This window comes from Paraburkholderia kururiensis JCM 10599 = LMG 19447, from assembly GCF_003986935.1.
GTDB classification, from domain to species: Bacteria; Pseudomonadota; Gammaproteobacteria; order Burkholderiales; family Burkholderiaceae; genus Paraburkholderia; species Paraburkholderia kururiensis.
Map to the genome: position 1 here is coordinate 41,845 of NZ_RJZE01000028.1, position 25,032 is coordinate 66,876.

The following is a 25,032-nucleotide window of genomic DNA, read 5'->3' on the forward strand; positions in this document are numbered from 1 at the left end:
AACCACGAAGGCTCAAGGCAACGCCATTTCCGCCGCGCCTTCGGCGCGCGCCGCCTCGACAGTCACCGACCACCTATGCGCCGTGCGCGCCTGCACGACGGTGAGCTTGCCCCCAGGGCCGAAGGCGCCGGTATCGATGAACACCTGCGAGCCGATCTGATGGATCTGCCGCATCGGCGTGTGGCCGCAATACGTGAGCGAGAGCCCCGCCTGCCGATGCGATTCGCCCATCGACATCGCGAGCTCGCGGCCCCATAGCAGATGCTGCCGGGCGTCGTCGTCGAAATTGCCGGCATCGAGTGTGATGTCGTCGCCGAAGAACTCGGCGTGCAGCACGTTGAAACGGTCCGCGCCGCTGCCCACCACACGGGCGAGCGGCAAGGTGCGCAGCTTGCGCGCGTAGAGCTTGAGGCGCCCCTCGGGCACCGTTGCGCCCCACGCGCCGCCAATGCCGTACCAGTAATGCCGCGGCAGGCGGCCCTCGGCGACGGCGCACAACGTGTCCTCGTGATTGCCGAGCACCGCGTAGAACCAGGGTTTGTCGAGCAGCGCGAGCGCTTCTTCCGACTGGGTGCCGCGATCCACCAGATCGCCCACCGAAAAGAGCCGGTCGCGCGCCGGGTCGAAGTCGATTTCGCGCAGTAGGAAGCGCAGCGCGTCCACACAGCCGTGCAGGTCGCCCACGACGAAGTCGCGGCCCGCGCGGTTGCGTTCGTGATGCTCGACGACAGGAACAAGGGTGGAGGTCATCTGCCAATGATAGTGCGCCGCCAATAACGCGTATGCGCGCTGACGATCTTTTCCCACCACCTGTGCAGCGCGTTCGCGCGCTGGGGAAAGCGCCTTGTTGGCCCAGGCTTCCCTACCCTGCCTGATACGTGCCCCCCGAACGTCGCTCCGATGTGTCGCTCCGATGTGTCGCCCGACGCATCGCCCAACGCACCGCACAAGTTAGAATCGCCGCGTCGCGTCCGCGCCCGGCACAGGTTGCGTTCGCTGAACCCCACACTCTGCTTTCAACGCACCCATGACCCTTTACCCTCAAGTGCTGCGCAACCGTCCGCGTCTGGTCGCCGGCGCCGTGGTCGGCCTCGTGGTCGGCCTGTTCGCGCCCGGCACCATACGGCCCATGATCCGACTGCTCGTGGGCTGGGACAGCGGCCTGTGGGTCTATCTCGCGCTCATCTGGACGCACATGGGTCTCGCCCATCACTCGCGCGTGCGCGAGATCGCCCAGCAGGACGACGAAAAAGCCAGCATCGTGCTTGCGGTCGTCTGCACGGCGACGGTGGCAAGCATCGCGGCCATCGTGCTCGAACTGGCTTCTGCGAAGAACCTCGGCACCGCATCCACCATCGAGCACTATCTGCTCACAGGCGCCACGCTGATCGGCGCGTGGTTTCTGATTCCCACCATCTTCACGCTGCACTACGCGCGGCTCTTCTACGGCTCCGATTCGCCGCAGCCGCCGCTCGCGTTTCCCGAAGACAACCCCGAGCCGGACTACTGGGACTTCCTGTACTTCTCGTTCACCATTGCCGTGGCTTCGCAGACGGCCGACATCGGTCTGCGCGGCAGCAGCATGCGCCGCGCCGTGCTCGCGCAGGCCTTGCTCTCGTTCTACTTCAACGTGGCCGTGCTCGGCCTGTGCGTGAACATCGCGGCCGGTCTGCTGGGCTCGTAAAGCGCGGCGACGCGTAACAGGCCACCAGCGGGTCACCGGCAGGTCACCGACAGATCACCGGCGTGGGCCGGCGGCCCGTGTAAAACGCGCCCTGGCTGCGCCAGTTTTACCGCGCGACGTTCGCTCACGCGCCTTCTTTCCGCTCCCATCCATTCCATCCCGGCCTTCGACGCCCCTTGCACGGCGAAGGCCACTCGCTCGTGCGTGGCTCCCGTGCCTCTGCGCGCGAATGCTTTGGCACGTCCCTTGCTGTCTCAACGCTGCCGAAGGAGCACGCCGGCAGCCGCAAATACGGTCGGAAATGCTCCGGCGACACGCCGTTGTATGAACTACATTTGACGAGTACGCGCACGGCCCCGGGCAGTGCGCGGGCTCGCCTCCCTGGAAGCCCAACAGGCGTTGTGATCGCACGCGCTGTGCATCCACACCGCACGAAGAAACTGGGATACGACCGATGGAATTTCCCCACGCCTATGCGCCGCGTATCTACTTCGTTCACTCCGTTCTTGTCGGGCCATTCGAAGCGTGGCCTGCCCAGTTCGCCCATGCCGCCGCGCTCGGGTTCGACCACGTCCTGATCGGTGGATTGTTCCAGCCAGGCCGGGCCGGACATGCGCTGATCGTCGGCGATCACGCGCGCCTTCATCCCGTTTTCGACACGGTGCAGCCCGCCACGGAAGCACTGCGCGAACTCGCCGATGCCGCAAGCGAACACGGCCTCACGCTGCTCGCCGATCTCGCGATCGATCGCGTGGCCGCAGACGGTGCGTTGTTCGCCGCTCACGCCGACTGGTTTCATCCATTCGAGGCCGAGGAAGCGCGGCTCGACCCGCGTCACGGTCATCGCGACGACAACGTTGCCTACGCGAATTTCAGCGCGAGCACCGCGAGCGGCGAAGGTCCGCTCGTGGACTGGTGGACGCAGCAGTTGATCGCGCTGGGCGAAGCGGGCGTGGGCGGCTTTCGTTTCGACTCGCCGCATTGCGTGCCGGCTGCGGTGTGGCGGCGTCTGATCCGGCAAGCGCGTGCGCGCGTGCCGTCCATGCGTTTTCTCGCGGCCACACCAGGGCTTGCGCGTCATGACGTGGCCGCGCTGGAAGGCGTGGGTTTCGACAGCGTGTTTTCGTCGCTGCGCTGGTGGGACTATCGTTCGAGCTGGCTCACCGAAGAACACGCCGCGCTGCGCCGCGTCGCCGCGCCCATTGCGTTTCCCGAAGCACCGTACGGCACGCGCCTGCGCAACGACTTCGCGGATGCCGCGGACGCGAGCATCGTCGAGCGCGCGTATCGCCGCGCGCTGTACACGGCCGCATCGGTTGGCACGGGCTGGCTCATGCCGATGGGCTTCGAGTACGGCGTCGCCGAGCCCATCGCGTTCACACGCGGCAGCGCCGGCCACTTCGCACACGCGTGCACGAACGCACCGTTCGACCTCTCCACGCACGTGACGCACGCCAACGCCTTGCAGCGCGACACCCTGGCGCTGGATACGAGCGGCGAGCTACGCCTGTTGAGCAGCCCAGCTGCACCGGTCGCGGCGTTACTGCGCGGCGACCACGCCGACTTGCGAGACGCGCAGGAAGCGGTGCTGATCGTGGTGAATCCCGAACTGGCCGCGCCGGTCCACGCCGATCCCGCGCGCTTTCTGGATGGTGTGCCCGGCGCCTTCACGCGGTTTCTTTCGCTCGACGCCGTGGCGTCGGCGCGTGGCGCATTCGCAGGCCAGCAGCCCGCCACCGACGCCGATACCGATACCGATACAACGGCCGTGCCCGAACAATCGACACGCGCATCGCAGTCGCAACGGCAATCGCAGTCCGCCACCGACGCGCCGCCCACGCACACAGCAATGCCGAACAAAGAGGCCGCAAACAAAGCCGCGGCAACGAGCAAAGCGTCGAAGACAAAGATCTCAGGTACCAACGTCGCCAGCACCGCGCAGGTATCGACAAAGACCAGGGCCAACGTCGAAGCGCCCCACCAGGCCAACACCGCCCCCATGCCGCAGCCGCTCGCCGCATTCACGCTCGCGGCCGGCGCATGCCGGTTGTTCGCCGCGGTGGCCGACCCGCCCGTGAATCTCGCGCCGCCGCTCGACAAACCGAAGGACCGCAAGAGCGGCCACAAGACCGTGCTCGATGCCATCGCCGCGCCGCGCATCGCCATCGAAAGCGTGTCGCCCGCCGTTGATCACGGCCGCTTCGTCGCGAAGCGCGTGGTGGGCGAACGCGTCGAGGTGAAGGCCGCGATCTTCGCGGAAGGTCACGACCGCATCGCCGCCGCCGTGATCTGGCGCGCCGCCGACGAAACCGCCTGGCACGAAGCGCCCATGACCGCCACGCAACCCGCGGGCACCGACCTCTGGACCGCCCGCATTCCGCTTGAACGCGTAGGCCGTCACGAATTCACCGTGATCGCGTGGCGCGACGACTTCGCCTCGCTCGTCGACCATGTGCAGAAGAAGCTGAACGCGGGCCAGTCCATCGATCTCGAACTGCAGGAAGGCGCGCATCTGCTCGCGCTCGTGCTGGCCGAAGCGGAGACTGCCGAAGGCGCGGACACCGCCGCACTCGAACGCATCGTCAAGCACTACGCGAAGGCGCATGGCGACGACCGCCGCGACCTGCTGCTCGCGCCCGTCACAGCAGCGGCCGTTGCGGCGGCGCGCCACCGGCCGTTCCTCTCGCGCGACCCGCTCGTCTATCGCATCGACGCCGAACGCGCCGAAGCCCGCTTTGCCAGCTGGTACGAGATCTTCCCGCGCTCCATGAGCGACGACGAATCGCGCCACGGCACCTTCGACGACGTCATCGCCAAGCTGCCGCGCATTCGCGACATGGGCTTCGACGTGTTGTACTTCCCGCCCATTCATCCCATTGGCCTTGCCAACCGCAAGGGCCGCAACAACACGCTTAACGCAGAGCCCGGCGACGTAGGCAGCCCTTACGCGATCGGCGCAGCGGAAGGCGGCCACACCGCCGTGCATCCGCAGCTGGGCACGCTCGACGACTTTCGTCGCATGCTGGCCGCCGCGCACGCGCACGGCCTCGAAATCGCGCTGGATTTCGCGATTCAGTGCTCGCCGGATCACCCGTGGCTCGGGGAACATCCCACGTGGTTCGCGTGGCGCCCGGACGGCACGCTGCGCTACGCGGAAAATCCGCCGAAGAAGTATCAGGACATCGTGAACCCGGACTTCTACGCGCACGACGCGAAGCCCGACCTGTGGCTCGCGCTGCGCGACGTGATCCTGTTCTGGATCGACGCGGGCGTGCGCATCTTCCGCGTGGACAATCCGCACACGAAGCCGCTGCCGTTCTGGGAATGGATGATCGGCGACGTGCGCGCGCGTCACCCCGACGTGCTCTTTCTCTCCGAAGCGTTCACGCGCCCGCGCTTGATGTACCGGCTCGCGAAGATCGGTTTCTCGCAGTCGTACACGTACTTCACATGGCGCGAGTCGAAGCGCGACTTCACCGAATACCTCACCGAACTCACGCAGACCGAAGTGCGCGAATTCTTCCGGCCGAACTTCTTCGTCAACACGCCGGACATCAACCCACGGCATTTGCAGTCGTCGGGGCGCTCGGGCTTTCTGATTCGCGCGGCGCTGGCCGCCACGCTCTCGGGCCTGTGGGGCGTGTACAGCGGCTTCGAACTCTGCGAGGCGCGCGCGCTGCCCAACAGCGAGGAATATCTGGATTCCGAGAAGTACCAGCTGCGCGCGTGGGACTGGAACCGGCCCGGCAACATCGTGGCCGAAATCGCCGCGCTCAACCGTGTGCGCCGCGCCAATCCGGCGCTGCACACGCACCTGGGCATCACGTTCCTGCCCGCGCACAACGAGCACATTCTGTGTTTCGAGAAGGCCACCGAGGCACGCGACAACGTGATCGTCGTCGCGATCAACCTCGACCCGTTCAACGAGCAGGGCGCCGATTTCGAACTCTCGTGGCACACGTTCCACCACTGGCATCTGGACGATCACGCCCGCTTGAAGGTGGTGGAGGAAACGAGCGGCGAGCACTTCGAATGGCACGGACGCTGGCAGCACGTGAGGCTCGATCCCGGCAGGCGGCCCTTTGCGATCTGGCGCATCGAGCCGGCGCAAGGTTTGCCGCGCATCGAACCGGTCGAACCAGAAGCCGCCGACCTCACCCGCCACCCCGAACTCAGCCCGAATTTCCCGAACGAAGGTGCGACATGAAACGTGACGACACTCCTGCGGGTACGTTGCAGGTCCGCGCCGCCGGCGCCGTCGAAACGCAACCGCAGTCCGTGGCGGCAGAAGCGCGGCAAGCCGGCGCAAGCAAGGCGCGTCGCGGCCACCCCTCGCAGCTTTCCAACGACCCGCTCTGGTACAAGGACGCGGTGATCTACCAGGTGCACGTGAAGTCGTTCTTCGATTCGAACAACGACGGCGTGGGCGACTTCCCGGGGCTGCTCGCGAAGCTCGACTACATCGCGGGGCTGGGCGTCACCGCGATCTGGCTGCTGCCGTTCTACCCGTCGCCGCGCCGCGACGACGGCTACGACATCGCCGACTATCGCAACGTGCACCCGGACTACGGGCATCTCTCGGACGTGCGCCGCTTCATCCAGGAGGCGCACGCGCGCGGCATTCGCGTCATTACGGAACTGGTCATTAATCACACCTCGGACCAGCATCCGTGGTTCCAGCGCGCGCGCCGCGCGCGGCCCGGCTCGAATCATCGCAACTACTACGTGTGGTCCGACAACGATACGAAGTACGCCGGCACGCGCATCATCTTCATCGACACCGAGCCCTCCAACTGGACCCACGACCCGGTGGCCGGCGCCTACTACTGGCACCGCTTCTACTCGCATCAGCCCGACCTCAATTTCGACAATCCGGCCGTGATGCGCGAAGTGCTGCAGATCATGCGCTTCTGGCTCGACATGGGTATCGACGGGCTGCGGCTCGACGCCGTGCCGTATCTCGTGGAACGCGAAGGCACGACGAACGAGAACCTGCCGGAAACGCATTCCATCCTGAAGAAGATTCGCGCGACCATCGATGCTGAATACCCCAACCGCATGCTGCTCGCCGAGGCGAACCAGTGGCCCGAAGACGTGCAGGAGTATTTCGGCAACGAAGACGAATGCCACATGGCGTTCCACTTCCCGCTCATGCCGCGCATCTACATGGCGATTGCGAGTGAAGACCGCTTCCCGATCATCGACATCATGAAGCAGACGCCGGATCTGCTGCCCAGCTGCCAGTGGGCCATTTTCCTGCGCAATCACGACGAACTCACGCTGGAGATGGTCACCGACTCCGAGCGCGACTATCTCTGGAACACCTACGCGAGCGACCGCCGCGCGCGCCTGAACCTCGGCATTCGCAGGCGGCTTGCGCCGCTCATGGAGCGCGACCGCCGCCGCATCGAACTCATCAATTCGCTGCTGTTTTCCATGCCCGGCACGCCCGTCATCTACTACGGCGACGAACTCGGCATGGGCGACAACATCCACCTGGGCGACCGCGACGGCGTGCGCACGCCGATGCAATGGTCGTCCGACCGTAACGGCGGATTCTCGCGCGCCGACCCCGAACAACTGGTACTGCCGCCCGTAATGGGCTCGCTCTACGGCTTCGACGCCGTGAACGTGGAAGCGCAGAGCCGCGACCCGCATTCGCTGCTCAACTGGACGCGCCGCATGCTCGCCACGCGCCGCGCGAAGCAGGCGTTCGGGCGCGGCACGCTGCGCTTTCTGCGCCCGAACAACCGCAAGATCCTCGCGTACCTGCGCGAGATGCCGGACGAGCCGCCCATCCTGTGCGTGGCCAACCTTTCGCGTGCACCGCAGGCCGTGGAACTCGACCTCTCCGAGTTCTCCGGCATGGTGCCCGTCGAAATGACCGCCGATTCGGTGTTTCCGGCCATCGGTCAGTTGCCGTATCTGCTGACCTTCCCGCCCTACGGCTTCCTGTGGTTCCAGCTCTGCACGGGCGACCAGCGGCCCGCGTGGAGCCAGCCCATGTCGGAACAGCTGCCCGAATTCGTCACCGTGGTGATTCGCGAAGGTCAGACCGGCGCGACGCCCGAAAATATCCGGCTGCTCGAATCCGAAGTGCTGCCGTCGTGGCTCTCGCGGCGCCGCTGGTTCGCGTCGAAAGACCAGAGGCTGCGCGGCGTGCGCCTCGCCGCGCTCACCACGATTCCCGAAGGCGGCTTCGCGTTCACGGAGATCGAAGCGGATCTCGGCGACCACACCGAGCGCTACGTGCTGCCCATCGCCATCACCTGGGGCATGGACACCACCACGCCGCTGCACATCCAGCTGGCGCTCGCACGCGTGCGCCGCGGGCGGACCATCGGTCATCTCACGGACGCGTTCGCGCTGCCGCTCTTCGCGCACGGCGTGCTGCGCAAACTGCGCCAGCACGCGGTCGTGCCCACGGTGCAGAAGAGCGAAATCCGCTTCGTTCCGAGCGAGCGCTTCAGCGAACTCGACGCGCTGGGCGAGATGCCCGAGGTGCGCTGGCTCGCCGCGGAACAAAGCAACAGCTCGCTCGTGATTGCGGACACCGCCGTGCTCAAACTCGTGCGGCGCCTGATGCCGGGCGTGCACCCCGAAGCGGAGATGAGCCGCTACCTCACGCACGTGGGCTACGCGAACACGCCGCCGCTCTATGGCGAGGTGGTGCGCGTAGACCCGCAGGGCGTGCCGCATACGCTCGCCATCCTGCAGGGCTATATCGACAATCAGGGCGACGCGTGGAACTGGGCGCTCGACTACCTGCGCCGCACCATCGACGAACTCGCGCTCGCCACAGCCAACGGCAGCGACGGCGAGCCCATTACGGGCACCCAGGACGAAGCGATTGAAGGCTACCGCGCGTTTGCGGGCGCTATCGGTAAGCGTCTGGGCGAGTTGCACGTCGCGCTGGCCGCGCCCACCGACGACCCCGCCTTCGCGCCTGAGCCCGCGAAGCCCGAACACATCGCCGCGTGGATAGAAGACACGCAGACCATGCTGGCTGGCGCGCTCGATGTGCTCGCGCAGCAACTCGGCCCGAACAGCACGCTCTCGCCCGACACGCGCGAAATCGCGCAAAGCCTCATGGACCGCCGCGCGGCACTCACCGAGGCCGTCGCCAACCTCGTGCCGCTCGACGCCGTGGCGTGGCGCACGCGCATTCACGGCGACTTCCACCTGGGCCAGGTGCTGGTGGCCCAGGGCGATGCGTGGCTGATCGACTTCGAGGGCGAGCCGGCGCGCCCGCTCGAAGAACGGCGCGACAAGTCGAGCCCGCTGCGCGACGTGGCGGGGCTGTTGCGCTCGTTCTCGTATGCGAGCGCGGCGGCGCAACCCACTACGGAAAGCGCGCCGCAACAGACTGCCGACCGCAAGCGTGCGCTCTTCGAACGATTCCGCGGCTACGCCATGGAGAGCTTCCTCAGCCACTATCGCGCGGCAGTGGCAGAGTCGCGCATTCCGCTCGTTTCCGCAGCGCACGAGCAGCCGCTGCTAGACCTGTTCCTGATCGGCAAGGCCGCCTACGAGATTCGCTACGAGGCGGCCAACCGTCCCACGTGGATCGGCCTGCCGGTACGCGGGCTCGCCGCCATTGCGAGCCGCGTGCTAGGCGATACGGGGGCGGCGGGCGATGCCTCCTCGTCCGGCGTCGTCACGCCGGCCACGCCCAGCGGAGGCGATCATGAGTGAACGCGATCCCTCTGCCGGCCTGCACGCGGTCGATGTCGAAGCGATTGTCGACGCCCGCCATCCCGATCCGTTCTCGCAACTCGGCCTGCACTGGACCGACAACGGTCCCGCCGTGCGCGCGATGCTGCCCAACGCGGCGCGCGTCACCGTGATTGCGCGCGCCGATGGCCGCGTGATCGGCGAACTCGCGCCGCTTCATCCCAACGGCCTCTTCGCAGGCTTCGTGGAAGAAGCCGTGCCGTACCGGCTGCGTATCGACTGGCACGGCGTCGAGCAGGAAATCGAAGACACGTACTCGTTCGGCCCGATACTCGGCGACGAACCCTTGCAGCGGCTCGCGCACGGCGACCCGTATGCGGTGCTCGAATGCCTGGGCGCGCGGCCCATGGAAATCGACGGCGTGCCGGGAGTGCGCTTCGCGGTGTGGGCGCCGAACGCGCGGCGGGTTTCCGTGGTGGGCGACTTCAACTCGTGGGACGGGCGCCGCCACCCCATGCGGCTGCGGCACAACGCGGGCGTCTGGGAACTGTTCGTGCCGCGCGTCGCGGCCGGTGCGCGCTACAAGTACGAACTGCTCTCGCGCGAAGGCTATCCGCTGCCGCTCAAGGCCGACCCGTGCGCCATGCAGACCGAACGGCCGCCCGCCACGGGTTCGGTGGTGGCGAAGGTGGACGAGATCGACGGCTTTGCCTGGACCGATCATGAATGGATGCAGTCGCGCGGCGCGCGGCAGAACGCGCAGCAGCCATTGACCATCTACGAGGTCCATCCCGAATCGTGGCTGCGCGTGAACGAGGAAGACCGGCGCGGGCTCACGTGGCCCGAGCTTGCGGAGCGGCTCATTCCGTACGCGAAGAGCATGGGCTTCACGCACATCGAATTCCTGCCCATTGCCGAGCATCCGTTCGGCGGGTCCTGGGGCTATCAGCCGCTTTCGCAGTTCGCGCCTTCCGCGCGATTCGGCTCGCCGGAGCAGTTCGCGGCCTTCGTGAACCGCGCCCACGAAGAAGGGCTCGGCGTGATTCTCGACTGGGTGCCCGCGCATTTTCCGAACGACCCGCACGGCCTCGTCTCGTTCGACGGCACGCCGCTCTACGAGCACGCCGACCCGCGCGAGGGCTATCACCAGGACTGGAACACGATGATCTACAACCTCGGCCGCAACGAGGTCAGTGCGCACCTGGTGGCGTCGGCGCTCGCGTGGCTCAAGCGCTATCACGTGGACGGGCTGCGCGTGGACGCGGTGGCGTCCATGCTCTATCGCGACTACTCGCGTGCAGCGGACCAGTGGGTGCCGAACATCTATGGTGGGCGCGAGAACCTGGAGTCCATCGCGTTTCTCAAGCGGCTCAACCACGAGGTGCGCTACGTGCCGGGAGCGCCCGGCGCGATTACGGTAGCGGAGGAATCCACGGCGTGGCCGGGCGTCACGTCGCGCATCGAAGACGGCGGCCTCGGCTTCGACTTCAAATGGAACATGGGCTGGATGCACGACACGCTCCACTACATGCACGAAGACCCGGTGTACCGGCGCTACCACCATCACAACATGACCTTCGGCATGGTCTACGCGTATTCGGAGCGCTTCGTGCTGCCGCTTTCGCACGACGAGGTGGTGCACGGCAAAGGGTCGCTGCTCGGCAAGATGCCGGGCGACCGCTGGCAGCGCTTCGCAAACCTGCGCGCGTATTTCGGTTTCATGTGGACGCATCCCGGCAAGAAGCTGCTCTTCATGGGCGGCGAGTTCGCGCAGATGGCCGAGTTCGATCACGACGGCTCGCCGCACTGGCATCTGCTCGACGACCCGCTGCATCGCGGCGTGCAGAAGCTCGTGCGCGACCTCAACCACCTTTATCACGACGAGCCGGCGCTCTACGCACTGGATAGCGACCCGGGCGGCTTCGAATGGATCATCGGCGACGACACGGCAAACAGCGTGTTCGCCTGGCGCCGCGTGGACGGCGCGGGCCGCGAGATCGTGACCGTCTGCAACTTCACGCCGGTGCCGCGCGAGGGCTACCGCGTGGGCCTGCCGCGCGCGGGCCACTGGGCCGAAGTGCTCAACACCGACGCGGCCCTGTACGGCGGATCGAACATGGGCAATGCCGGGCTCGTGGTCACGCAGGACATTGCGAGCCACGGCAAGCCGCAGTCCGCCGCGCTCGTTCTGCCGCCGCTCGCCACCATCGTGTTGCGCGCACAGCCGTGAAGGCGGGCTTTTCTGAACACAGAACAGGCAAGACACAAGCGACGCACGCGCTACACCGAAGCGTCGCCCACTGAACAACTGACAAGAGGAAATCGGGTTCATGTCGAACATCCTGCCGGACCGGCTTCAGCCGGGTGCGCCTTACCCGCTCGGAGCCACCTGGGACGGACTCGGCACCAACTTCGCGGTCTTCTCGGCGAACGCGTGGCGCATCGAGCTGTGCCTGTTCGATCCCACGGGCCGCAAGGAAATCTCGCGCTACACGCTGCCCGAATGCACGGACGAGGTGTGGCACGGCTATTTGCCCGGCGCGCATCCGGGCACCGTGTATGGGTTTCGCGCGCATGGTCCGTATCAGCCGCAGCACGGCCACCGCTTCAATCCGCACAAGCTGCTGCTGGACCCGTATGCGCGGCGCCTCGTCGGCCAGTTCCGCTGGTCTGACGCGCTCTTCAGCTATCGCGTGCATTCGAACCGGCTGGACCTTTCCATCGACCGCCGCGACTCCGCGCCTGCCATGCCCAAATGCGTGGTGGACGACAGCACCTTCGACTGGTCGCACGACGCGCGCCCCAACGTACCGTGGGGCAGCAGCGTAATTCTCGAGACGCACCTGCGCGGCATCACCATGCAGCGCGAAGATTTGCGTCCTCACGAGCGCGGCACCTTCGCGGGCCTGACGGCGCCGGGCGTGATCGAGCATCTGCAAAAGCTGGGCGTGACCGCCGTGGAGTTGATGCCCGTGCATGCGTTCCTGCACGACCGCTTTCTCGTGGCGCGCGGCCTGCACAACTACTGGGGCTACAACACCGCGGCGTTCTTCGCGCCGGAGCCCGGCTATCTCTCCACGCATCATCCCGACGAAATGCGCATCGCGATCCGGCAACTGCATGCGGCCGGCATCGAGGTCATTCTCGACGTGGTCTACAACCACACCTGCGAAGGCAACGAACTGGGGCCTACGGTGTGCTGGCGCGGGCTCGACAACGCGAGCTACTACCGGCTCATTCCCGGCGACGAACGGCACCATATCAACGACACGGGCTGCGGCAACACGCTCAATCTCTCGCATCCGCGCGTGTTGCAGATGGTGATGGATTCGCTGCGCTACTGGGCTACCTCGTACAACGTGGACGGCTTTCGCTTCGATCTGGGCGTGACGCTGGGCCGCGAGTCCACGGGCTTCGACCCGGGCTCCGGCTTCTTCGACGTACTGCGCCAGGACCCGGTGCTCTCGCAATGCAAGCTCATCTCGGAGCCGTGGGACATCGGTCCCGGCGGCTATCAGCTGGGCAATCTGCCGCCTGGCTTCGGGGAATGGAACGACCGCTTTCGCGACAGCGTGCGGCGCTACTGGCGCGGCGACCCCGGCCAGCGGCCCGATCTCGCCGCGCGGCTCACGGGCTCCGCGGACTTCTTCAACCGGCGCTTTCGCAAGCCGTGGTCGTCGGTCAACTTCGTCACCTCGCACGACGGCTTTACGCTGACGGACCTGGTTTCCTACACGCACAAGCACAACGAGGCGAACGGCGAAGGCAACAACGACGGCCACAACGAAAACTGGAGCGCGAACTGGGGCGCCGAAGGCGCCACCGACGACCCCGCGGTGCGCGAAACGCGCGAACGCGTGTCCCGATCCATGCTCGCGACGCTGCTGATCGCGCTCGGCACGCCGATGCTGCTCTCCGGTGACGAAGCATGCCGAACGCAGCAAGGGAACAACAACGCGTACTGTCAGGACAACGCGCTGTCGTGGTACAACTGGTCGCTTGCCGCCTCCGACGAAGGACGCAAGATGACGGTGTTCGTCGCGCGCGCCGTTGCGCTGCGCAAGAACCACCCGCTACTGCGCGAAACGCGTTTTCTGTTCGGCGATCGCGAAGTGCTGCCGGGCGTCTACGACATCGGCTGGTTCGACGAACGCGGCGACCCGCTTTCGATCGAAGCCTGGCAGGACCCCGAAGGGCGCGCGTTCACGCTGCGCCGCGCGGGCCAGGCACTGGACGGCGAAACGGAAGTGCTGCTCATGATGCTCAACGCATCGGGCGACGCGCTCACGTTCACGCCGCCCCCGCCGCATCTGGAATGGCACGTGCTGCTGGATACGGCGGAACCCGAGGCGCCGGAGCGGCCGCTCGGCGCGACGGAACTCAAGGTGGCCGCGCACACGATGGTCGTGCTGGGCGCGCGGCCATCAGGCGAGGCGGACTGGCAGACAGGCTGGATGCCGGGTGCCCAGCATGGCGAACGATTGCTCACCGCCCTGCCGCCCGACCCCGGCACGCTCTCGCCCGACGATACAGACGACGGTCACGCGCCGCCGCCCATCAGCCACCGCAACGAACCGCCGCACGAGGCGTAGGCGCCTCGCAGCAAACACACGATGGGATGAATCATGTCCGAATCTGCGATGGATCCCAACACGCGCCGCTATGCGCATTGCCTGCCGCTCGGCGCGCAGCTCGTGGGCGCCGGCAGCGACAAGCCGCACACGCGCTTTCGTCTGTGGGCGCCGTCGTGCGAGTCGGTGCAGTTGCAGCTGGAAGGCGGCTGCAATGGCAGCGGTGATGCTGCGCTCGTCGATATGCAGCCGGCCGGCAACGGCTGGTTCGAAGCCGAAACGGCGTGCGGCGCAGGCACGCTGTATCGCTACCGCATCAACGGCGAGCTGGCGATACCCGACCCGGCCTCGCGCTTCCAGCCGCAGGACGTGCATGGCCCGAGCGAAGTAATCGACCCGCGCTCATACCACTGGCAGCACGCACACTGGCAAGGCAGGCCCTGGGAAGAGACGGTGCTTTACGAACTGCACGTGGGCACGCTGGGCGGTTACGCGGGCGTGACGAAGCGGCTCGCGGCGCTCGCGGAAGTGGGCGTGACCGCCATCGAACTCATGCCGCTCAACGAATTCCCCGGCGCGCGCAACTGGGGCTACGACGGCGTGCTGCCCTACGCGCCCGATTCGGCCTACGGGCGGCCCGAGGACCTCAAGGCGCTCATCGACGCGGCGCATGGCTTGGGCCTCATGGTGTTTCTCGACGTGGTCTACAACCACTTCGGTCCAGACGGCAATTACCTCCAGCAATACGCCAAGCCGTTCTTCAAGGACGGCTCGCACACGCCGTGGGGCCAGGCCATCGACTTCGACCGCATGGAGGTGCGCGATTTCTTCTGCGAGAACGCGCTCTACTGGCTCAACGAATACCGCTTCGACGGACTGCGCATCGACGCCGTGCACGCCATCGATAACGACGGCTGGCTGCGCGAGCTCGCCGATCACGTTCACGCGCGTGTGGAGCCTGGCCGCCACGTGCATCTCGTGCTGGAAAACGAGCGCAATCATGCGAGCCTGCTCGAATCGCACTTCAACGCCCAGTGGAACGACGACGCGCACAACGTGCTGCACGTCATGCTGACCGGCGAGACGGAGGGCTACTACCAGTCGTATGCCGAGGCCCCGGCGCGCAAGCTCGCGCGCGTGCTGAGCGAAGGCTTCGCGTATCAGGGCGACCCCTCGCCCGCGCACGACGGCGCTCCGCGCGGCGAGCCGAGCGGCCACCTGCGGCCCACGGCGTTCGTGATGTTTTTGCAGAACCACGATCAGATCGGCAACCGCGCGTTCGGCGAACGGCTGCGCATGCTCTGCCAGGACGACCCCGTGCGGGCGGCCACGGCGCTGATGCTGCTCTCGCCGCAGATTCCGCTGCTCTTCATGGACGAGGAGTACGGATCGAAGCAGCCGTTCCTGTTCTTCACCGACTACACCGGCGAACTTGCGAGCGCTGTGCGCGAAGGCCGGCGCCGCGAGTTCGCGCGCTTCTCCGCGTTTGCCGACCCCGAGCGGCGCGCGCAGATTCCCGACCCGAACGGCCCGGCCACGTTCGCGGCCTCGTCGCCGCCGCGCGGCGACCCTGTCGCGCATGCAAGCGGCGAGCGGCTCGAATGGATGCACTTCTACAAGTCGGCGCTCGCGGTGCGCGCGAAGCTGATTACGCCGCGGCTCGCTCATGCGAAGACCGCGGGCGCCAGCGTGCTCAAGGCACGCGACGGCAACGAAGCGCTTGCCGTCATCGCGCGCTGGCGCCTCTCCGATGGCGAAACGCTGACCCTCGCGCTGAACCTGGGCGACGACGACGTGCCGCTTGCCGAATTGCCCGCGGGCAAGGTGATCTTCGAAACGCCGCCGCGCGCCCGCGATCACGTGCGCGACCACGCGTTGCCCGCGTATGCCTGCGTAGCGTGGCTCACCGGCGACGTCTGCGAATACGCATTGGGCCACGACGCCCGGCGCGCCGAACCCGGGGAGCCCAACACGTGACATCTGCACGACGCACGAACGGTACGGCCGGCACCGTCACCACGATTGCGCAGCTCGCCGAAGCGGCGGGCTTCGAGGTGCAATGGTCCGACGCGCATGGTCATTCGCAACGCGTGCCCGAACCGACGCTGGCGGTGCTGCTCGAACGCATCGGCTTGCCGTGCTCGAACGCCGCGCAGATTCGCCAGAGTGCCGCCGCGCTCGAAGCGGAGAACGCGGGACGCAAGCTGCCGCCGCTCATCTCCGTGGACTGCGACCGCGCCGTCGCGCTGCCCGTGGCCGGCGTGAAGTCGGGCAGCCATTACCGCATCGAACTGGAAAGCGGCGCCGTGATCGACGGACGGTTCACGGCGCCCCGAGGCGAGGCGCCATTGCTCGCGCCCATCGGCGAGCCGGGGTATCACAGCCTGCTGCTCAACGACACGCGCATCACGCTCGCCGTGGCGCCGCAGCGCTGCCACACGGTGGCCGACGCCTGGCGCGCGCTGCACGGCGAGGCCGCGCATGCGCCGCCGCTCTGGGGCATCGCGGCGCAGCTTTATGGCTTGCGTCGCGCGGACGATGGCGGCGTAGGCGACTACACGGCGCTCGCATCGCTTGCGATAGAGAGCGCGAAGCGCGGCGCGCAGGCGCTCGCCATCAGCCCCACTCACGCGATGTTTAGCGCCGAGCCGCAGCGCTTCAGCCCTTACGCGCCGTCGTCGCGGTTGTGGCTCAACGTGGCGCACATCGACCCCGCCGCGGTGTTCGGCACAGAGGCGGCGCAAGCGGCCATCGCCAGGGTGCATGCCGCGGACGAACGCGCCGCACTCGAAGCGCTGCCGCTCATCGACTGGCCGCCCGCGGTGCGCAACAAGCTGCGCGTGCTGCGCGCGCTGTTCGAGCGGTTCTGTACTGAAGAGCGCACGCACGGTTCGCCGCGCGCCCGCGAATTCGAGGACTTCTGCACGCAAGGCGGACGGGCGCTCGAAGATCACGCGCGGTTCGAAGCGCTGCACGCGGCGCAGCTTGCGGCTCATGAAGGCAACGGCAACGGCAGCGGCAACCGCAGCAGCGGCCCGCACCACTGGCGCGACTGGCCCGAAGCGTTGCGCAATCCGCGTGCGCCCGAAGTGGACGCCTTCGCGAGCGAGCATCGCAGCGAAGTGGACTTCCATCTCTTCCTGCAATGGCTCGCGGCAAAGGGCCTCTCGCACGCGCAGCACGCGGCGCGCGACGCAGGCATGGCGATCGGTCTGATCGCGGACCTCGCCGTGGGATGCGACAGCGCCGGCAGCCACGCGTGGTCGTGGCCTGAGGACATGCTGCAAGGCGTCTCCGTGGGCGCGCCGCCCGACCTCTTCAACCAGGCCGGGCAGTCGTGGGGGCTCACCACGTTCTCGCCGCGCGCCATGCGCACGCAGGGCTTTCGCGCATTCATCGACATGCTGCGCGCCGCGTTCGCTCACGCGGGCGGCGTGCGCATCGACCATATCCTCGGGTTGCGCAGGCTGTGGCTCGTGCCCGAGGGCGATAGCGCGCGCAACGGGGCCTACCTGCGCTATCCGCTCGGCGACCTGCTGCGGCTCATCGCGCTCGAATCGTGGCGGCATCGCGCCGTCGTGATCGGCGAAGACCTGGGCACGGTGCCGCCGGGCTTTCGCGAGCGGCTCGCCGAACGCGGGCTCTCCGGCATTCGCGTGCTGTGGTTCGAGCGCGACGGTTCGCGCTTCATGTCGCCCGCGCAGTGGGACGCCAACGGCGTAGCCACCACCACGACGCACGATCTGCCCACCGTGTGCGGCTGGTGGAGCGGAACGGACATCGACTGGCGGCACCGCATCGGGCAGACCGCGCCGCGGCCCGATGGTCGCGACCCCGTGCAACTCGCGCGCGAGGAACGTGCGGCGGACCGCGACGCACTCTGGTCCGCGTTCCAGCACGCGGGCGTCGCCGCCCCGGACGTGCCCGCGCCGCCCGCCGATCAGGCGCCGCTCGACGAAGCGCTCGCGTTCGTGGCCGCCACGCGCTGCCCGCTCGTCACGTATCCGCTCGAAGACCTGCTCGCGCTCGCGGACCAGCCCAACCTGCCCGGCTCCATCGACGAGCATCCAAACTGGCGCCGGCGCCTCGCCGTGCCCGTCGACGAAATGTTCGACGACGAGACGTTCTCCGACCGCCTGCTCGCCGTCGACCGCGCTCGTGCCGCGAGCCGCGAGGCGACGCCTGCATCGTCAGCCGTGTCAGCCACGCCCGCACCACCCGCGCCGTCGGCGCCCTCCCCTGACCGATCATGACTGTCCCACGCGCCACCCTTCGCCTCCAGTTCCATTCCGGCTTCACCTTCGAGGACGCCGGGAAGCACCTCGATTACTTCGCCGCGCTGGGCGTGAGCCACCTCTACGCGTCGCCCATCACGACCGCGCGGCCCGGCTCGCTGCACGGCTACGACACCGTGGACTACAGCCAGGTCAGCGAAGAACTGGGCGGCGAAGCCGGGCTGAAGCGCCTCGTCGCGAAGCTGCGCGAGCGCGGCATGGGGCTCGTCATCGACATCGTGCCGAACCACATGGGCATTGGCGGCAGCCACAACGCGTGGTGGCTCGACGTGCTCGAGTGGGGACGGCATAGCGCTTACGCGCGTTACTTCGACATCGACTGGCATTCGCCGGACCCCGCGCTGCGCGGCAAAGTGCTGATGCCGTGTCTGGGCGCGCCCTACGGCGTGGAGCTGGAGGCCGGACGCATTGCGTTGCGCTTCGATGCCGACAGCGGCCGGTTTCACGCGGTGTACGGGGACAACCTGTGTCCCATCTGCCCGGTGGACTACGCGTCGATCCTTCAAGCCGCTACGGACAACGCCGAACTGACCGCGCTCGCGCAAGCGTTCGATGGACTCACCACGCAGCCCGACGATCATCCGCGGGCCGCGGCCGGGCGCGAAGCGCTGCGCACGTTCGCGGCGCAACACGGTGCCGCTGCGTTCGAGCCTGCGCTCGAAGCGTTCGCGGCCACGGCGGTGGCGTCGCGCGAGCGGCTGCATCGATTGCTCGAACGCCAGTATTTCCGGCTCGCGTGGTGGCGCACGGCGTCTGACGAAGTGAACTGGCGGCGCTTCTTCGACATCAGCACGCTCGCCGCCGTGCGCGTGGAGCGGCCCGAAGTGTTCGAAGCCGTGCACGCGCTCGTGTTCCGGCTCTACGAACAGGGGCTGATAGACGGTGTGCGCATCGACCACGTGGACGGGCTCGCCGAGCCGCGCGAATACTGCCAGCGCCTGCGGCAGCGGCTGGTCGATCTGCGCGGCAACCATCCGTACATCGTGGTGGAAAAGATTCTCGGGCGCGGCGAGCGGCTGCGCGACGACTGGCCCGTGGACGGCACGACGGGCTACGACTTCATGAACGACGTCGGCTCGCTGCTCCACGACCCGGACGGCGCCGCGCCGCTCGCGGCGACCTGGGCGGAACTGACGGGCGCGTCGCCCTCGTTCGCCGACGAGGCCATCGCCGCGCGGCGGCAGATACTCGCCGAGCACCTCTCGGCCGAACTGGACCGCGCCACGCGCGCGCTGCACCGCATCGCACGCGACCATCCGACCACGCGCGACTTCACGTTCGCCGCGATTCGCCGCGTGGTCGCCGCGCTCGCGGTGCATTTCCCCGTCTATCGCATCTACCCCCAAAGCGGCCTGCGCACCAACGCCGACAACGAGTGGTTCGCGAAAGCGCGCGAAGGGGCGAAACGTATGCTCTCGCGCGGCGACCACGAGGTGCTGGCGCGTGTGGACGAGTGGCTCGGGGGGAATGCGCGGGAAGCGGAGCGTGATGGACGTGAGGGGCGCGATGGACGCGATGGGCGCGGTCATCGGCCGGCTGCGGCTGCGGGGTCGTCCCAGTCTCACGTGCAGACGCAACCGCCGGCCCAGTCACCCGCTCCAGCGGTCGAGAAAAAACCGCGGCCCGCGGCGCCGCCCGTCCCCACGGTCGCGACGCTCAGTCATGCGCTCTCCTCGCAGCGCACCGCGCTCACGTTGTTCTCGCAACTCACCGCGCCGCTCGCCGCGAAGGCGATCGAAGACACAGCGGGTTATCGCTACGGCCGGCTGCTTTCACGCAACGAAGTGGGCGCGGATGCGGGCGACTTCTCCATCACGGTCGAGCAGTTTCATGCCGCCAATCAGGAGCGACGCCGCCGTTTTCCGCACGCGATGCTGGCCACCTCCACGCACGATCACAAGCGCGGCGAAGACGTGCGTGCGCGGCTCGCGGTGCTGAGCGAACTCGCGCCCGAATGGGGCGCTGCGCTGCGCCGCTGGTCAACGGTCAACGCGCCGCTGCGACGGTTTGTCGAAAGCGGCGCGGTATCTGCGGCCCCTGCGCCCGATACAGCCGGCAACGTCCCTGATCCGCAGCATTGGGTGCCCGGACCCGCGGCGGAAGCCATGCTCTATCAAACGCTGGTGGGCTGCTGGCCGCCAGGGCTCGCAGCCGACGACGAAGACGGCATTCGCGAACTCGCCGAGCGCACGGCGCAGTGGCAATTGAAGGCGCTGCGCGAAGCGAAGCAGCGCACCAGCTGGTACGCGCCCGACGAAGCCTTCGAACGCGCCTGCCGCGACTTCCTGTTCGACATTCTTGCGCCCCAGCGGCGCGACGGCTTCCTGCGCGAGCTGTGCGATTTCGTCGAACGCATCGCGCCGGCCGGCGCCGTGAACAGCCTGCAACAGACCGTGCTGCAACTCACGTCGCCAGGCGTGCCCGACCTCTATCAGGGCACCGAACTGTGGGACTTCAGTCTCGTCGACCCCGACAATCGCCGCCCTGTGGACTTTGCGGCGCGCGCCGCCGCGCTCGCGACCACGCCACCCTCGGAACAACTGCACGCGTGGCGCAACGGACACGTGAAACTCGGCGTCGTGCAGCGGCTGCTCGCATTGCGCGCGCAGATGCCGGAGGTGCTCGGCACCGGCGTCTATCTGCCGCTCACGGTGCGCGGCACGCATGCGAAGCGCGCCATCGCGTTCGTGCGTCAGCACGGCAACGGTTATGTGGTGGTGATCTGCACGCGCCTCGCGGCGCCGCTGCTGGATGGCGGCTCGGGGCTGCCGCTGGTGGAGCCGGCGAAGTGGGAAGACACGGCCGTCGACATGCCCGCGGGGCTCGCGTCTCGCACGCTGATGGATCTGCTGAGCCCGGCTGCGCAGAAGGTGAACGGCGACGGCCTGCTCTATCTGCGCGATGCGCTGGCGGCCATGCCGGTAGCGGTGCTGCTGGAAGACGGTGTGCCGGGTGCCTGAGGCTGGGCGTTTGAGGCGGGGCGTTTGAGGCTGAAGGCTAGCGGCCCGGTAACGCGGCCGTGCCAAGCGCCGAGGCAACCGGACTCAGCCGCCCAGGTCTTCGAGGTCTTTCGGGTACACGCGCACGAGCACGATGCGCGGACCCTTCATCTTCTTGACCACCACGTCGAAGCGATCGAACGACACACGCTGGCCTTCGGCAGGCAGATCGTTGAGCGCCTGGATCACGAGGCCGCCCACCGATTCGGCGCGACCTTCGTCGATGTCGATGCCGAGCGCGCGCTCCAGCGAAACCACCGGCAAGCTGCCCTTGCCCATCAACGTGCCGTCGTCCATGCGAGTCCAGTCGGCGTCGCTCTGGCGGAACTCGTCGTGAATCTGGCCGACGAGCGCGCCCAGCAGATTGTCTAGCGTGATGAAGCCCATCGGCCGGCCGCGCTTGTTGCCCACCAGCGCGAAGTGCGGCACGCCCTTGCGGAAGCGTCGGAACAGTTCGAGCGCGGGCATCTGCGGTTTAACGTACTGCACGGGGCGCGCGTAACGGCGCAGGCTTTCGTTTCCGTGCGCCGCGCCGCTTTCCTGGGCGAGCAACAGGTCCTTCAGATGCACGACACCGGCCACGTGCTCGCCGGACCCGTCTTCGAACAGCGGATAGCGGCTAAAACGATGCTGCGCGATCACCTGCAGGTTTTCCTGCCACGGTCGGTCCAGCCGCAGGCTCACCAGTTCGTGTGCGGGCCGCATGAGGTCCGACACGGTCATGGTGGAAAAGTCGAGCGAATGCGCGATGGTGTTCCACTCGTCGGCGCTGTAGGCATTCGTGGCCGCCGAGGCCAGCGCCGCTGCCGGTCCTCCTGGCTCCGCTGCCGCCTTCGCCGCGTGGCCCGCTGCGCGCGTGCGGCGGCTGCGCAGGATCAGCTTGAGTTCTTCGGTGGAGTACTGGGCGTCGGTGTTGTGCGTCTGCGCGAGGCCGGCCATGCGCAGCACACCGTTCGCGCTCGTATTGAGCAGCCAGATGGCCGGATACATGACCCAGTAGAAGCCGTAGAGCGGCGCGGCCACCCACAGCGCGATCTTTTCGGCCTCGCGAATGGCAAGCGACTTCGGCGCAAGCTCGCCCACCACGATGTGCAAAAACGAAATGCACGAGAAGGCGAAGAACAGCGAAATGCCGTGAATCAACTGCGCGGACGTCACGCCGGCCAGCTCGAAGACCGGCGTGAGCAGTTCCGCAAACGCAGGCTCGCCGATCCAGCCGAGACCCAGCGACGCGAGCGTGATGCCAAGTTGGCAGGCGGACAGATAGGCATCGAGCCGGCCATGCACGCGCGCGAGCAGCTTGCCGCGCATGCCGTAGCGCTTCTCCAGCGTCTGGACGCGCGTTTGTCTCAGCTTGACGAGTCCGAACTCGGCGGCCACGAAGAAACCATTGAGCGCCACGAGCAGCAGCGCACCAACAAGGGCGATAACCTGGATCAAGACAACGGGCTCCAACAACAAAAGTCGTCAGTATAGGGCCCGAAAGTGGGATGTAAGCGAGCGGACGGCATCGGGCGGCGACTGGGGTGCCGCCCGCGACGCGTTCATCCGGCCATGAGCGGCACGTGCAGCGCGAGCGTCGCGGTCTTGTCAACCTCCGGCATGGCCTGCTCGAAGGCGCCGCCATGCGCTTCGGCCACGCGTCGGCAGAGCGACAACACCCACGCGATGCGGCCGGCTTCGCGGGGCTCCTGCGCCTGACGGCGCGCGAAGGCTTCGAGCAGATGCGGCAGCGATTCGTCGGTAAGCGTCTGCAGCGACGGCGAGTACGCCACGTTGAAATGCGCGGAACCCCCAATGGCCGCAGCCGCAAGCAGCACAGTGCCGCCGCGCGCGCTCGCTTCCGTGGCGAACGTGAGCATCAGCCACAACGCCTGCGCAATCCGCTCACGGTCGCCGGTCACCTGTTCGGAGGTGAGCGGCGTATCGACCACGATCGTTACGCCACGTGCGTCGGCAAGACCGGCGCGCACTTCGTCCACGGCCGCATCCACCAGCGCGCGCAACCCGAACGGTTCGCGTTCGATGGCGAGCTTCCTGGTTTCGCTGCGCGTGGTGTCGACCACATCCTCCAGCAGCTTCACCTGCTGCTCGATGCCGGTGCGAATGCCGGTGAGCGCGCGTTGCGCAGTGGCGTCGGCGGCGTCGATCTTGCGCTCCAGCACATACGCCCAGCTGTGCACGGCATTCAACGGACTACGCATGTCGTGCGACACCACCGAGAGCACATGGTCGCGCATGAAGAGAGCGGTTTCGGCACACAGACGTGCCACGCGTTCGGCACGGGAGAGGGACGTTGCCACGATCGGAATTCCTTGAACGAAGCTCGTAGGAGTCTGGGAAAACAGGGATAAAGAGCGACTGAATTATAGGCGCCGCCAAAGGTGTTCCGGCGCCGCACGAAACGTGCCCGACCATCTTTCCCGGCGCCGCGCCAACCCGGGCTTCGCGAGGTGCGAAAAGCGTGAAGGCAAGGCAATACGCCTACAATGTCGACTTTTCCTTTATCGCGACCAGGAGTTACTCATGTCGAACGTCACGACCGCATCCGGCCTTCAATACGAGGACCTGACCGAAGGCACCGGCGCCGAGGCGCAGGCCGGCCAGACGGTCACCGTGCATTACACCGGCTGGCTCACCGACGGCCAGAAGTTCGACTCCAGCAAAGACCGCAACGACCCGTTCGCATTCGTGCTGGGCGGCGGCATGGTCATCAAGGGCTGGGACGAAGGCGTGCAGGGCATGAAGGTGGGCGGCGTGCGCAAGCTCACGATTCCGCCGCAACTCGGCTACGGCGTGCGCGGCGCGGGCGGCGTGATTCCGCCGAACGCGACGCTCGTGTTCGAAGTGGAACTGCTCGCTGTCTGAGTGAGCGAGAAACGCCGATGACGTGAAGGCACGCTGCCACGCCCCTTCCGTCACACGGTTTGCCGCGATGCCGCATCCTCATACGCCACTGCTCGCTCCCAGCGTCTCGCTGCGCCGTTACGGCGACATCGAGGCGTCGGACGTGCACGACTTTCATCAGGTCGTGCTCGGGCTAGACGGCACGATGGTGATGGCGGTGGATGGCGTGGCGCAGCAGATCGACGCGCACTCGGCATGGCTGGTTCCGGCCGGGGCGCGCCACGACTACGCGGGCATCGGCGAGAACCGGCAACTCGTGCTGGACCTGCCTGCGGCGTCCGTTGCAGTGCCCGAGCGGCTCTTCGCGCAGGCACGACCGCTCGCGCTGGATGGCGTGCTCGTGCGGCTTGTTCGGGACATCGCAGCGGGCACGGCGGGCGAAGCGCAATGGCCGGATTCGCCCGATTTGCCGACGCGCCGTTTCAGTTGGGATGCCGCCACGCGGCTGTGTGCGGGCATCGTTGCCCAGGCGGGCCTGGCGCGCGAGGCCACGGCGGTGCAATCGGCGGGCCTCGACTTTGCCCGCATCGACCGCTGGTTGCGGACGCACTTGTCCGAACCGCTGCGTATCGCCGACCTCGCCGCGCACTGCGGCTTCGGCATGCGCCGCTTTCATCAACTATTCAACGAAGCGTTCGGCGAGACGCCGCATCGCTACCTTCAGCGGCTGCGGCTCGATACGGCGGTGACGCTGCTTGCCGATCCACGACGTGCCCTCACCGACATCGCGCTCGAAGTGGGTTTCGCAGACCAGAGCGCCTTCACGCACGCCTTCTCACGGCGCTTCGGCGTAGCGCCCGGGCAGTGGCGCATGCAGCGCCACTGAGCAGGCAGTTCGGTTTGATGTGTTGCCGGCGCGTTGCCAACATGTAGCCAACGTATAGCGCCGGCTCATCGAGATC

General features: G+C 67.3%; 13 protein-coding genes. 10 read left to right on the forward strand and 3 right to left on the reverse strand.

Features of this window, described 5'->3' with window-relative positions; genetic code table 11:
* Positions 1 to 12: 12 nt before the first annotated feature.
* Positions 13 to 750, reverse strand: a complete 738-nt coding sequence (locus PKKP23_RS27855; protein ID WP_176049107.1) for a metallophosphoesterase — start codon at positions 748 to 750, stop codon at positions 13 to 15.
* Between the two features lie 277 nt (positions 751 to 1,027).
* On the opposite strand from PKKP23_RS27855, the gene PKKP23_RS27860 reads away from it, so the two are divergent.
* The 8 genes from PKKP23_RS27860 (at position 1,028) to treY (ending at position 21,184) form a co-directional block, all read left to right on the forward strand.
* Positions 1,028 to 1,684 (forward strand): DUF1345 domain-containing protein, encoded by a 657-nt coding sequence (locus tag PKKP23_RS27860; RefSeq protein ID WP_126879282.1) that lies wholly within the window; start codon positions 1,028 to 1,030, stop codon positions 1,682 to 1,684.
* Between the two features lie 454 nt (positions 1,685 to 2,138).
* Complete coding sequence (locus PKKP23_RS27865; protein ID WP_126879283.1) at positions 2,139 to 5,891, forward strand: maltotransferase domain-containing protein; 3,753 nt, start codon at positions 2,139 to 2,141, stop codon at positions 5,889 to 5,891.
* Positions 5,888 to 9,379, forward strand: a complete 3,492-nt coding sequence (treS, locus tag PKKP23_RS27870; RefSeq protein ID WP_126879284.1) for a maltose alpha-D-glucosyltransferase — start codon at positions 5,888 to 5,890, stop codon at positions 9,377 to 9,379. The genes PKKP23_RS27865 and treS overlap by 4 nt, the downstream gene beginning before the upstream one ends.
* Positions 9,372 to 11,588: a 1,4-alpha-glucan branching protein GlgB gene (gene glgB / locus PKKP23_RS27875; protein WP_126879285.1), complete on the forward strand. Its 2,217-nt coding sequence runs from the start codon at positions 9,372 to 9,374 to the stop codon at positions 11,586 to 11,588. The genes treS and glgB overlap by 8 nt, the downstream gene beginning before the upstream one ends.
* A 100-nt stretch (positions 11,589 to 11,688) precedes the next feature.
* Positions 11,689 to 13,950, forward strand: coding sequence for a glycogen debranching protein GlgX (gene glgX, locus PKKP23_RS27880; protein WP_126879286.1), 2,262 nt, complete (start codon positions 11,689 to 11,691; stop codon positions 13,948 to 13,950).
* A 33-nt stretch (positions 13,951 to 13,983) separates the two neighbouring features.
* The gene (gene treZ, locus PKKP23_RS27885; RefSeq protein ID WP_126879287.1) at positions 13,984 to 15,906 is read left to right on the forward strand and encodes a malto-oligosyltrehalose trehalohydrolase; all 1,923 of its coding nucleotides are present in this window, start codon (positions 13,984 to 13,986) and stop codon (positions 15,904 to 15,906) included.
* Positions 15,903 to 18,182, forward strand: a complete 2,280-nt coding sequence (gene malQ / locus PKKP23_RS27890) for a 4-alpha-glucanotransferase (RefSeq protein WP_126879288.1) — start codon at positions 15,903 to 15,905, stop codon at positions 18,180 to 18,182. The genes treZ and malQ overlap by 4 nt, the downstream gene beginning before the upstream one ends.
* On the forward strand, positions 18,179 to 21,184 hold the full coding sequence (treY, locus tag PKKP23_RS27895; RefSeq protein ID WP_126879289.1) for a malto-oligosyltrehalose synthase: 3,006 nt from the start codon (positions 18,179 to 18,181) through the stop codon (positions 21,182 to 21,184). The genes malQ and treY overlap by 4 nt, the downstream gene beginning before the upstream one ends.
* An 84-nt stretch (positions 21,185 to 21,268) precedes the next feature.
* Here the strand turns inward: treY and PKKP23_RS27900 are convergent, their stop codons facing one another.
* Positions 21,269 to 22,663: a hemolysin family protein gene (locus tag PKKP23_RS27900; protein ID WP_126879290.1), complete on the reverse strand. Its 1,395-nt coding sequence runs from the start codon at positions 22,661 to 22,663 to the stop codon at positions 21,269 to 21,271.
* A gap of 104 nt (positions 22,664 to 22,767) precedes the next feature.
* A complete protein-coding gene (locus PKKP23_RS27905; RefSeq protein WP_126879291.1) occupies positions 22,768 to 23,526 on the reverse strand; it encodes a sensor histidine kinase in 759 nt (252 codons plus the stop codon).
* Positions 23,527 to 23,749: 223 nt separating this feature from the next.
* Between PKKP23_RS27905 and PKKP23_RS27910 the strand changes: the two genes are divergently transcribed.
* Both PKKP23_RS27910 and PKKP23_RS27915 read left to right on the forward strand, forming a co-directional pair.
* Complete coding sequence (locus tag PKKP23_RS27910; RefSeq protein ID WP_017773268.1) at positions 23,750 to 24,091, forward strand: FKBP-type peptidyl-prolyl cis-trans isomerase; 342 nt, start codon at positions 23,750 to 23,752, stop codon at positions 24,089 to 24,091.
* Positions 24,092 to 24,158: 67 nt separating this feature from the next.
* A complete protein-coding gene (locus PKKP23_RS27915) occupies positions 24,159 to 24,956 on the forward strand; it encodes an AraC family transcriptional regulator (RefSeq protein ID WP_126879292.1) in 798 nt (265 codons plus the stop codon).
* Positions 24,957 to 25,032: the final 76 nt, after the last annotated feature.

Bases quoted from the DNA above. Each gene is read 5' to 3' on its own strand.
- PKKP23_RS27855 (WP_176049107.1), bottom strand. From the start codon at position 750: ATGACCTCCACCCTTGTTCCTGTCGTCGAGCATCACGAACGCAACCGC.
- PKKP23_RS27860 (WP_126879282.1), top strand. From the start codon at position 1,028: ATGACCCTTTACCCTCAAGTGCTGCGCAACCGTCCGCGTCTGGTCGCC.
- PKKP23_RS27865 (WP_126879283.1), top strand. From the start codon at position 2,139: ATGGAATTTCCCCACGCCTATGCGCCGCGTATCTACTTCGTTCACTCC.
- treS (WP_126879284.1), top strand. From the start codon at position 5,888: ATGAAACGTGACGACACTCCTGCGGGTACGTTGCAGGTCCGCGCCGCC.
- glgB (WP_126879285.1), top strand. From the start codon at position 9,372: ATGAGTGAACGCGATCCCTCTGCCGGCCTGCACGCGGTCGATGTCGAA.
- glgX (WP_126879286.1), top strand. From the start codon at position 11,689: ATGTCGAACATCCTGCCGGACCGGCTTCAGCCGGGTGCGCCTTACCCG.
- treZ (WP_126879287.1), top strand. From the start codon at position 13,984: ATGTCCGAATCTGCGATGGATCCCAACACGCGCCGCTATGCGCATTGC.
- treY (WP_126879289.1), top strand. From the start codon at position 18,179: ATGACTGTCCCACGCGCCACCCTTCGCCTCCAGTTCCATTCCGGCTTC.
- PKKP23_RS27910 (WP_017773268.1), top strand. From the start codon at position 23,750: ATGTCGAACGTCACGACCGCATCCGGCCTTCAATACGAGGACCTGACC.
- PKKP23_RS27915 (WP_126879292.1), top strand. From the start codon at position 24,159: ATGCCGCATCCTCATACGCCACTGCTCGCTCCCAGCGTCTCGCTGCGC.